The 11,158-nt window shown below is 34.8% G+C and carries 5 protein-coding genes and 1 rRNA gene; 2 read left to right on the top strand and 4 right to left on the bottom strand.

Annotation, left to right across the window (positions count from 1 at the left end):
• The first annotated feature begins 129 nt into the window (after positions 1-129).
• A 5S ribosomal RNA gene (rrf, locus tag E0F98_RS09500) occupies positions 130-239 on the top strand.
• Between the two features lie 168 nt (positions 240-407).
• The gene (pafA, locus tag E0F98_RS09495; protein WP_132110818.1) at positions 408-2,024 is read left to right on the top strand and encodes an alkaline phosphatase PafA; all 1,617 of its coding nucleotides are present in this window, start codon (positions 408-410) and stop codon (positions 2,022-2,024) included.
• An 84-nt stretch (positions 2,025-2,108) separates the two neighbouring features.
• On the opposite strand, the gene E0F98_RS09490 is transcribed toward pafA, so the two are convergent.
• From E0F98_RS09490 to gltB, 4 genes are all read right to left on the bottom strand, one after another.
• Positions 2,109-3,524 (bottom strand): alkaline phosphatase, encoded by a 1,416-nt coding sequence (locus E0F98_RS09490; RefSeq protein ID WP_132110816.1) that lies wholly within the window; start codon positions 3,522-3,524, stop codon positions 2,109-2,111.
• A gap of 153 nt (positions 3,525-3,677) precedes the next feature.
• Entirely contained in the window at positions 3,678-4,898 is a 1,221-nt protein-coding gene (lysA, locus tag E0F98_RS09485) for a diaminopimelate decarboxylase (RefSeq protein ID WP_132110814.1), read from the bottom strand.
• Between the two features lie 257 nt (positions 4,899-5,155).
• A complete protein-coding gene (locus E0F98_RS09480) occupies positions 5,156-6,610 on the bottom strand; it encodes a glutamate synthase subunit beta (RefSeq protein ID WP_132110812.1) in 1,455 nt (484 codons plus the stop codon).
• A 2-nt stretch (positions 6,611-6,612) separates the two neighbouring features.
• Complete coding sequence (gene gltB / locus E0F98_RS09475; protein ID WP_132110810.1) at positions 6,613-11,127, bottom strand: glutamate synthase large subunit; 4,515 nt, start codon at positions 11,125-11,127, stop codon at positions 6,613-6,615.
• Between the last annotated feature and the right edge of the window lie 31 nt (positions 11,128-11,158).

The raw sequence follows: 11,158 nt of genomic DNA, 5'->3' as shown, positions 1-11,158 counted from the left end.
AGTCTTTTAATAGTTCCTGAAATAAATTCAGGATAAATCTTTATCTCAGTATGTTAAGATATTATGTGATTGCTGTTTATAAAACAATAAACAACATTACAATAATTGCCCAAAGCAATTATAACCTCTTAAGGTGGTTATTGCGGCGGGGCTCACCTCTTCCCATCCCGAACAGAGTAGTTAAGCCCGCCTGCGCAGATGGTACTGCAGTTATGTGGGAGAGTATGTCGTCGCCTTTCTTTGAAAAGCCTATCTGAAAAGATAGGCTTTTTTGTTTTTAATCGGATTCAAACTTGGAATCGGTATACATATATAGGATCAGTCTCAGATTTTAATAAAAAATAAATCCGTTTTTTCTTAATCTGTATTAAAGTTTATGGGTATTTTTGTTATCAAAAAATTTGATTATGAAAAAAATATTTTTGTATTTACTTTTAAGCTTTGTTCTTACAATTCAAGCGCAACAACGCCCTAAATTAGTGGTAGGGATAGTGGTTGACCAAATGAAAATGGAATATTTATATCGCTTTTCAGAAGATTTTTCTACAAATGGTTTTATAAGATTGATGAATAATGGATATACTTTTCATAATATGCATTATAATTATGTGCCAACGTATACTGCTCCTGGTCATGCAAGTATTTATACTGGTACTACACCTTCCACACATGGTATTGTTGGAAATGATTGGTTTAATAAAGCCATAGGAAAAGATATGTATTGTACGGAAGATAAATCCGTTAAAACAATAGGTGACGGGACAGAAGAAGAAGGGGCAATGTCTCCTAAAAATTTATTAAGCACTACTATTACTGATGAGTTGCGAATGGCAACTAATTTTAAAGGAAAAGTAATTGGATTAAGTATAAAAGATCGTGGTGCAATTTTGCCTGCAGGTCATTTTGCCAACTGGGCATTTTGGTATAGTAAAACAGGTGCTTTTATCTCTAGTACTTTTTATGGTGCTGCGTTACCGAATTGGGTAACTGAATTCAACCAAGACAAAAGATATATGAATTATATTAATAAAGGTTGGGATTTATTGAAGCCGATTGCTACTTATAATGAAAGCCTTGCTGATGATAATCCGTATGAAGGGAAATTAGATAAAGCTAATGCGCCAGTTTTTCCATACGATTTGAGTAAGATATATAAAGAAAGAGGAGCAGATGTTTTAAGAACTACACCTTTTGGTAATGATATTTTGGCTGAATTAGCGATGAAAGCCATTGAAAAAGAAGAGTTGGGGAAAGATGATATTACGGATTTTTTAACCGTTAGCTTTTCTTCCACAGATTATGTAGGCCATACTTTTGGTCCGCGTTCTATGGAATTGCAGGATACTTATTTGCGTTTAGATCAAACATTAGCTCAATTTTTAAACTATTTAGATAAGACAGTGGGAAAGGATAATTATTTACTTTTTCTGACTGCCGATCACGCTGGCGCCGAAAACCCCAATTATTTAAAGGATAATAAATACAACGTGAAAAATATTCCTTCAAAAGATATTATTACGGCATTAAGAAAGTATTCTAATGAAACTTTCGGTGCTGATTTAGTATTGGATTATTCAAATTTTAATCTTTTTTTCAATAAAGAAATTATAAAACAGAAAGGTTTAGAATTAACGAAAGTAAAACAAAGCTTCAAAGAGTTTTTGATGACACAAGAACAAGTAAAGAGAGTGTATACTGAGGAAGAAATTTTAGCATCTTCTGGTGATGATTATTTTTTAAGCTTTATTTCTAAGGGTTATGACCCTAAACAGAATGGCGAGATTGTTATTCTGGATAAAACGGGGTATATGCAATATCAAGCAACTGGGACTACACATGGTTCGCCTAATAGTTATGATACACATGTACCATTGCTTTTTTATGGATGGCAAGTGCCAAAGGGAGAATTACACTCTAAAAAATATATTACACAAATTGCACCAACACTTTCGCAGATGTTGAAGATTCCTTTTACCAATGGAACAGAAGCAGAAGTATTGGAAACCCTCTTAGAAAAAAAATAAATTATTTTAATTTTGTGGGCTAAAAAAAAAACTCCTGTCTTTGAATGAGACAGGAGTTTTTTTAGCTTGTAACTTAAATAGATGCTAAAATTTATTTTCTACTTCAGCAGCTTCTAACATTAAATGATGTAAGTCCGTATTTTTAATGAAAGGCTTTAATAAATCACTTCCAGGCCCATACATCGCTAGTTCACTATAATCAGCAGAATGATCCATACTAATCCAGCCAACTGAATTGTATTTCTTTTGAATGTCAGCTAGTAGTTTGAAAGGCAAATGTCTCGGATTATAAAGACCTTCTTCTAATTTTATATTCGAATAAAAATTTAAAATTTCCTTAGCTTCGTCCTGTTTTAGAATTGTTTTATTAGCGTATTCGATTCTGTCAATTAACTGAGAAACCATAGTTTCTTGGCCAATTCCATTTAAAATCCATTCATTAGTTTGTTTGTAATTTTGGATACTATCAAAATTAGCATCTGCATCTCTACCGTAGATAATTCCCGGATTGGCATTTCCATGGTCAGTGGTAATAATTACAAGGGTGTTTTTATCTTTTTCAGCAAAATCAATAGCAAGTTTTACAACTTCATCGTGTGCTACTTGATCGTAAAGTAGACCTGTAATATCGTTCCCATGTGCCGCCCAGTCCACTTTTCCAGCTTCTACTTGAAGTACAAAACCATTGGGATGATCTTTCATTTTATCAATAGCACGTTGTGCCATTTCTGCTAATGTTGGAATAGTTCCGGTTAATTCTTTACTACTTTCTCTATCTTTAGAATAGGGTAGTCCATCGTTATAAAATACACCAAGAATAGGTTTGCTATTACCGCAAGCAAACATTTCACTTTTGTTTTTTACTACAGAAAATCCATTGTTAGAAAACTCTTGATACAGATCGCGTTTATCTTTGCGGCTTTCAGAAGAAAAATAGTTATTTCCGCCGCCCATCATAATATCAAATTTCAGGTCAAGATACATTTCGGCTATGCTGTCCTGACTATTTCTGCTTTTTGAAGCAACACAAAATCCAGCAGGTGTGGCATGAGTAATAGGAACTGTAGTCACACAACCCGCCATTTTTCCGGCTTTTTTAAATTTTTGCCAAATTGGAAGGTAGTCTTCTCCATTTATGCCAACATTTAAAGAACCATTTTTTACACGGAAACCACTTCCCCAAGAAGAACTTGCTGCTGCGGAATCAGTAACGATTGATGAAGCCGAAGCCATATCCATCAAACCTCGAGTTACTTTATTGTCTTTATATAGTTGAATCCAGTTACTCCCTTTTCCAGTTTTTCTATTGAGGTAAATATCAGCCATGTTTAGCGTACCAATGCTCATTCCATCGCTAACAATAACAATGATATTTTTTGCTTTTGTATTCTTTTTTAAAGTATCAAAATCAAGTTCTTTTGCATTTCCTTCGAAAGGATTTAATACGGTCGCTCCAATTGCAAATAAAGAACCGTTTTTGAAAAATTTCCGTCTATTCATTGTTTTTGATTTTTTTTGTAGGAAATTCAAATGTAAATAAACTACTTCATTTAGTATGTTAAGAACTGTTTATTTTTTTGTAAATATGTTTTTTTGGTTGCTTTTTTAAAGAAAAAAAAATCCCATTCGTCAGGAACGAATGGGAATGTTATTTTAGGCTGTTGCCGTTGTTATGGGAAGTGGAATTTGATTTTTAAGCAAATCTTCAAAGGTTTCATGAGCTCGTATTAAATGCCCTTCGCCGTTCATCCATAATACTTCAGCTGGTTTGTATCGTGAGTTGTAGTTAGATGCCATAGAATAACAGTAAGCACCCGCATTTCTAAAACTTAATATATCGCCTTCTTTAATTTCTGAAATTCTTCTATTATTAGCAAATGTATCCGTTTCACATATATAACCTACTACTGAATAGAAACGTTCTTTTCCTTTAGGATTAGAAATGTTTTCGATATGGTGTTGTGATCCATATAACATTGGACGGATTAAATGATTGAAACCACTATCAACTCCAGCGAAAACAGTCGATGTTGTTTGTTTAATTACATTTACTTTTACTAAAAATGAACCAGCTTCACTTACCAAAAATTTCCCTGGTTCGAATATTAAAGTTAATTCTTTACCGTATTCAGTGCAAAAAGCATTGAATCTTTTAGATAATTTTTTACCTAACTCTTCAATGTCAGTTTCGATATCATCTTTTTTGTACGGAACTTTAAATCCACTTCCGAAATCTAGAAATTCAAGGTTTTTAAAGTTTTTGGCTGCGTCGAATAAAATTTCGGCAGCATATAAAAACACTTCGATATCAAGAATATCTGAACCTGTATGCATGTGAATACCTACTATGTTCATCTTTGTATTTTCTACAATTCGAACTAAATGAGGTAATTGATGGATAGAAATTCCGAATTTACTATCGATATGTCCTACAGAAATGTTAGTGTTACCGCCCGCCATTACATGAGGATTGATACGAATACAAACCGGCACATTAGGATGTTTTGCACCAAATTGCTCTAGTATGGATAGATTATCAATATTGATTTGTACTCCCATAGCGTGTACTTCTTCAATTTCTTCAAGAGAAACTCCGTTTGGCGTATAAAATATTTTTTCTGGATCATATCCAGCATGAAGGCCTAATAGAACTTCTTGAATCGATACCGTATCAAGACCAGATCCCATTTCTTTTAAAAGTTGAAGGATGGCAATATTAGACAATGCTTTCATGGCATAATTGATACGCAACTTCTCTACCTTAGAAAATGCCTTAGTTAATCTATTGTATTGAGATTTTATTTTTTCGGCATCGTAAACATAAATTGGACTTCCAAATTGTTCGGCTAATTGTAGTAGATCTTTTGATTGCATCGTTATTATTTTTTAGCAAATTTATTATTCTTTATTGATATAACAAGGGAATATTTAAATTCTAACAATTTGTAACAAAAAGTTATAAATACAACATTAAGTACGTTTTAATTAATTAGATTCAACATTCTTAAATAAGGCGTTCTAAAATTAAAATAGTTGGCATAAATCTGACTTAGTATGATTTATTGATACACTCAAATAAAAATGGCTGTCAGAAAAAAAATCTGACAGCCATTTTTCGATAGTAGTATCATTTATAGACCGGGTAAATCACCATTCCCTTTTGTAGGTAAATTAGTGTAGCCCATTAAATAATTATCAACTTCTCTTGCTGCTTCACGGCCTTCGGAGATTGCCCAAACAATTAAAGATTGTCCTCTTCGCATATCACCAGCGGTGAAGATGTGCGGTACATTTGTTTGATAATTTTTTGCTTTATAATTGCTACGCATATCAGTTTCTAATCCCAGTTGGTCACTCAAGGTTTTTTCAGGACCTGTAAATCCAAGAGCAAGTAAAGCCAAATCACAAGGCCATGTTTTCTCAGAGCCTTCCTTTTCGACTAATTCTGGTCGTTGTCCTGGAGTCATTTTCCAAGCTACTTCTACAGTTTTTAATCCTACCAGTTCTCCTTTTTCATTTGCAATAAATTCTTTGGTATTGATTAACCAGTTTCTATCACAACCTTCTTCATGAGAAGAGGATGTTTTTAATTGCAAAGGCCAGAAAGGCCAAGGTGTAGTTTCGCTTCTTCCAACTGGTGGTTTAGGCATAATTTCGAAATTAGTAACGGATTTTGCTCCGTGTCTGTTTGATGTTCCTACACAGTCAGAACCCGTATCTCCACCACCAATTACGATAACGTCTTTCGCAGTCGCTTTGATTTGGTCAGGAATAACTTCTCCATAAACTACTTTAGTTTGCTGAGTTAAAAAGTCCATTGCCTGAACAACTCCTTTTATTTCAATTCCTTTAGTAGGTAAGCTTCTTCTTTCGGTAGCTCCACCACACAATACGATTGAATCAAATTCATTCAATTGTTCTACACTATAGTTTACTCCAACATTTACATTCGTTTTAAAGATAATTCCTTCGGCTTCTAATATGAGTACGCGTCGGTCAATTATTCCTTTTTCTAATTTAAAATTAGGAATTCCGTAGCGCAATAGTCCACCAATAGCATTATCTCTTTCGAAAACAGTTACAGTGTGCCCCGCTCTATTTAATTGCTGAGCAGCAGCTAATCCGGCAGGTCCGGAGCCAATCACAGCTACTGTTTTACCAGTTCTTTTTAATGGAGCTTGTGGCTTGATCCATCCTTCTGCAAAACCTCTTTCGATTATGTTTTTTTCAATGTTTTCAATTGCTACAGGTTCTTCGATAATACCTAACACACATGATTTTTCGCATGGAGCAGGGCATAAGCGACCAGTAAATTCAGGAAAGTTATTTGTTGATTGTAAAATCTCCAAAGCACTTTGCCATTCTTCCTGATGAACCATATCGTTAAAGTCAGGAATCAAATTTCCTAAAGGACAGGCGCTATGGCAAAATGGAATTCCGCAATCCATACATCTCGATCCTTGTTCTTTAATTTTATCTTTCGATAAAGGAATTGTAAACTCATTATAATTTGAGACACGATCCTTTACTTCTATATTACTTTCGTCAGTTCTATTGTATTCTTTAAATCCACCTATCTTTCCCATGACTATGCTATTAATTCTTCAATTTTCTTTTCTTCTGCTAATCGTTGTAATGCTATTTTATAATCGGTAGGCATTACTTTGATGAAATGTTTTTGTTGGTTTTCCCAATCTTTCAAGATTCTTGTGGCTAACGGACTGTTAGTATACATCGAGTGATTTTTGATTAATCGTCTTAGTTTTTTCAAATCATCCTCTTCTAATGTTTCTAAAGCAACCATTTCCATATTGCATAAACCATTTTCGAATTGTTTTTTCTCATCAAAAACGTAAGCAACACCACCACTCATACCTGCAGCAAAATTTCGTCCCGTTTTACCTAAAACAACTACTGTTCCTCCGGTCATGTACTCACATCCATGATCCCCAATTCCTTCTACAACTGCTGTTGCTCCAGAATTTCTTACAGCGAAACGCTCTCCGGCCATACCATTAATATAGGCTTCACCAGTTATAGCTCCATACAATGCTACGTTACCAATAATTATATTTTCTTCTGGTTTAAACGTTGCAGTAGGAGGAACTTTGATAATTAATTTACCTCCAGAAAGTCCTTTTCCTAAATAATCGTTACAGTTACCATGAATTTTAAATGACAATCCATTAGTAGCAAAGGCACCAAAACTTTGTCCAGCAGAACCTTCAAAATCTACAAGAATAGTGTCGTCTGGCAAACCTTGGGCACCGTATATTTTTGAGATTTCGTTACTTAAAATTGCACCTACAGAACGGTCTGTGTTTTTAATTTTAAACGTTACTCTCGTTTTTTCTTTTCTATAAATCGAAGGAATAGCTTCTTTTATGATTGCAAAATCAAGTACATTTTCTAATGCATGATCTTGAGTAGTTGTATTGTGATTTGGTACTGTTTTCGCTTTTTCTGGTTTGTACAAAATAGTAGATAAATCTAAACCACTTGCTTTATAATGTTTGATGGCTTTGTTGACATTCAGTTTTTGTGATTGTCCTACCATTTCTTTCAATGTTCTAAAGCCTAACTGAGCCATGATTTCTCTCAACTCTTCAGCAATAAAATACATGAAATTAATGATGTGCTCTGGTGTTCCTTTGAAATTTTTTCTTAATTCAGGATCTTGAGTAGCAATACCAACGGGACAAGTGTTTAAATGACAAGCTCTCATCATAATACAACCTGAAGCCACTAGAGGTGCAGTCGCAAAACCAAACTCTTCCGCTCCTAATAAGGCAGCAATTGCAACATCACGGCCTGTTTTCAATTGCCCGTCGCATTCTAATACAACACGACTTCTTAAATCATTTAATATTAGTGTTTGTTGTGCTTCGGCAAGTCCAAGTTCCCAAGGAATACCTGTATGTTGTAATGAAGTCAATGGTGCAGCACCAGTTCCTCCGTCGTAACCTGAGATCAAAATCACATCCGCTTTTGCTTTTGCAACACCGGCAGCAATTGTTCCAACCCCTACTTCAGAAACTAACTTAACGTTTACACGAGCTTCACGATTGGCATTTTTTAAATCAAATATCAATTGTGATAAATCCTCAATTGAGTAAATATCGTGATGCGGAGGGGGAGAAATTAATCCAACATAAGGAGTTGAATTTCTAACCTTTGCAATCCATGGCACTACTTTTTCGCCTGGTAGTTGTCCACCTTCACCCGGTTTAGCACCTTGGGCCATTTTTATCTGAATCTCTTTGGCACTGGTCAAATAGTTAATAGAAACTCCAAATCTTCCTGAAGCCACTTGTTTGATCGCACTATTTCTGGAATCTCCGTTTTGATCCTTTTGAAAACGTTGGGGATCTTCTCCACCTTCTCCAGAATTGCTTTTTCCGCCTATTCTGTTCATGGCAATCGCCAAGTTCTCATGCGCTTCTTGGCTTATCGATCCATAAGACATCGCACCAGTTTTGAATTTTTTTACAATTTCTGTCCACGGTTCTACTTCATCAATTGAAATAGGATCCAAGTTATTGAATTCGAATAAACCTCTAATTGTCATTAGGTTTTTACTTTGGTCATTGACCATAGTTGAATATTCTTTATAACTCTCAGGACTGTTTAAACGAACTGCTTGTTGCAATTTAGCAATAGTAGTAGGGTTAAACATATGCTTTTCTCCCGTTCTTCTCCATCTGTAGATTCCTCCAATTTCGAGAGACAATAGATTAGCTACTTTCGAATTTGGGAATGCTTTCTGGTACCTTTTTTTAATTTCTTTTTCGATTTCCATTAAACCGATTCCTTCAATTCTGGAAGGAGTGTAGGGGAAATATTTAGTAGAAAAAGTTTTGTTTAAACCTAAAATTTCAAAAATTTGAGCAGCTCGATACGAATGTAAAGTAGAGATACCAATTTTATTCATGATTTTCAGAATCCCTTTTGCAATCGCTTTATTATAATTTGCAATTGCATATTCAGGTGTAATACCTGTAATGGATCCTTTCTCAACTTGATCATGGATAATTTCATTTACTAAATAAGGATTAATGGCACTTGCACCATATCCAAATAAAAGGGCAAAATGATGTGGTTCACGTGGTTCTGCAGATTCAATTATAATTCCGAATTTAGAGCGAACTTTTAGAAGATTCAACGAATGATGAATGTAAGAACAAGCTAATAGCATTGGTATTGGAGCCTTTTTGTCGCTAACTCCTCTGTCTGAAAGTATAATGATATTGTATCCTTCTTGTACTGCTTTGAAAGTTGCTTGAACACATTTTTCTAGCGCACGCTCTAGTCCATTTGCTCCTTTTTCTATTTCATATAAGGTAGAGATCGTCGCCGATTTGAAATCGGGATGGTCAATATTTCTTATTTTATCTAAATCTTCTTTTGAAATTACCGGATTCTGAATTTTTAACTTTTTACAATGCTTTGGAGCAATGTCAAAAATGTTGAAATCTCCTCCAATCGCTAAGCTAACATCGGTAATAATTTCTTCACGAATTCCGTCCAAAGGTGGATTCGTAACTTGCGCGAATAATTGTTTGAAATAATTATATAAAAGTTGGGGTTGGTCTGATAGTACAGCTAATGGAGTATCATTCCCCATGGAACTAATAACCTCTGCGCCTTTGGCTCCCATTGGGGTGATTACGGTCTTAACATCTTCAATCGTGTAACCAAATAATCGTAATCTCGTTTCGAAATCTACCTTTTCAGTAAGAGTGCTATTATTAGTATATGGTATTTGAGATAATTGTAATAAATTTTCGTCTAGCCATTTTCTGTAAGGACGTTTGGTTACAATAGCATTCTTGATCTCATCATCTTCTATAATTCGACCTTCATTCATATCTACAAGGAACATTTTTCCTGGTTCTAGTCGGCCGTGCTGGACTACATCTTCTGGCTTTATATCAAGAACACCTATTTCGGATGCCATAATTACAAAACCTTCTTTTGTAAGTGTGTAGCGCGAAGGACGCAATCCATTTCTGTCAAGAAGTGCACCTATCACGTTTCCATCCGTAAACGGAATAGAAGCAGGACCATCCCATGGTTCCATAATACAAGCATTGTACTCGTAGAACGCTTTTTTATCGTCGGACATGGTTTGGTGTTTTTCCCATGCCTCAGGAACGACCATCATCATAACTTCAGGCAATGAACGTCCCGTCATTAATAACAATTCGACAACCATATCCATAGAAGCGGAATCCGATTTACCATCTAATATTATAGGAAACAATTTTTTGATATCATCGCCGAATACGTCACTTTGCATTAATTCTTCACGAGCACGCATTCTACTTACGTTTCCACGAAGGGTGTTTATTTCACCATTATGACACATGTATCTAAAAGGCTGTGCTAACTCCCAAGAAGGAAAAGTATTAGTCGAAAAACGCTGGTGAACTAAAGCTAGTCGAGTAACTAAATCGGTATCGGTTAAATCAGTATAGTATCTACTAATGTCTTCTGGCATTAATAAACCTTTATATATTATAGTTGTTGTTGATAAACTAGAGAAATAAAACATATGACTTTCTGAAGTTTTTGAACTCAGAATTGTATGTTCGGCTATTTTTCTTGCTGCAAATAATTTGGCGTTGAATTGTTGTTCGGTTAGTTCCAATCCATTCTTACCAATAAATACTTGTTTTACTGTTGGTTCTTTTTCGGCTGCTATTTGTCCAAGGTTGGAAACGTCCACAGGAACATCTCTCCATCCGATGATATTCAAATTTTGATTGCGAATCGCAGTTTCAAAAGTAGTTTTGCAAAAATCAGATTGGTTTTCCTTTTTTGGTAAAAAAACCATTCCTACCGCATATTCTCTCGTTTCTGGAAAAGTAAAGTCACATACTTTTTTAAAAAAATCATGGGGAATATCAAAAAGAATTCCTGCTCCATCTCCTGTTCTTCCATCAGCGCTTACTGCACCACGATGCTCTAATTTAATTAAGATGTCGAGTGCTTTATGTATAATGTCATTAGATTTAATTCCATTTAAATTACAAATAAATCCTGCGCCACAGTTGTCATGTTCAAATTCGGGCAAATAAAGGCCTTGTTCTTTAACTTTCATGTCTTTATAATTTTTTTTATACAAAAATAGA

This window comes from Flavobacterium hiemivividum (assembly GCF_004349145.1).
GTDB lineage: Bacteria > Bacteroidota > Bacteroidia > Flavobacteriales > Flavobacteriaceae > Flavobacterium > Flavobacterium hiemivividum.
Note: the sequence above shows the minus strand (reverse complement) of the source record. Positions and strands in the feature narration are given on the sequence as shown.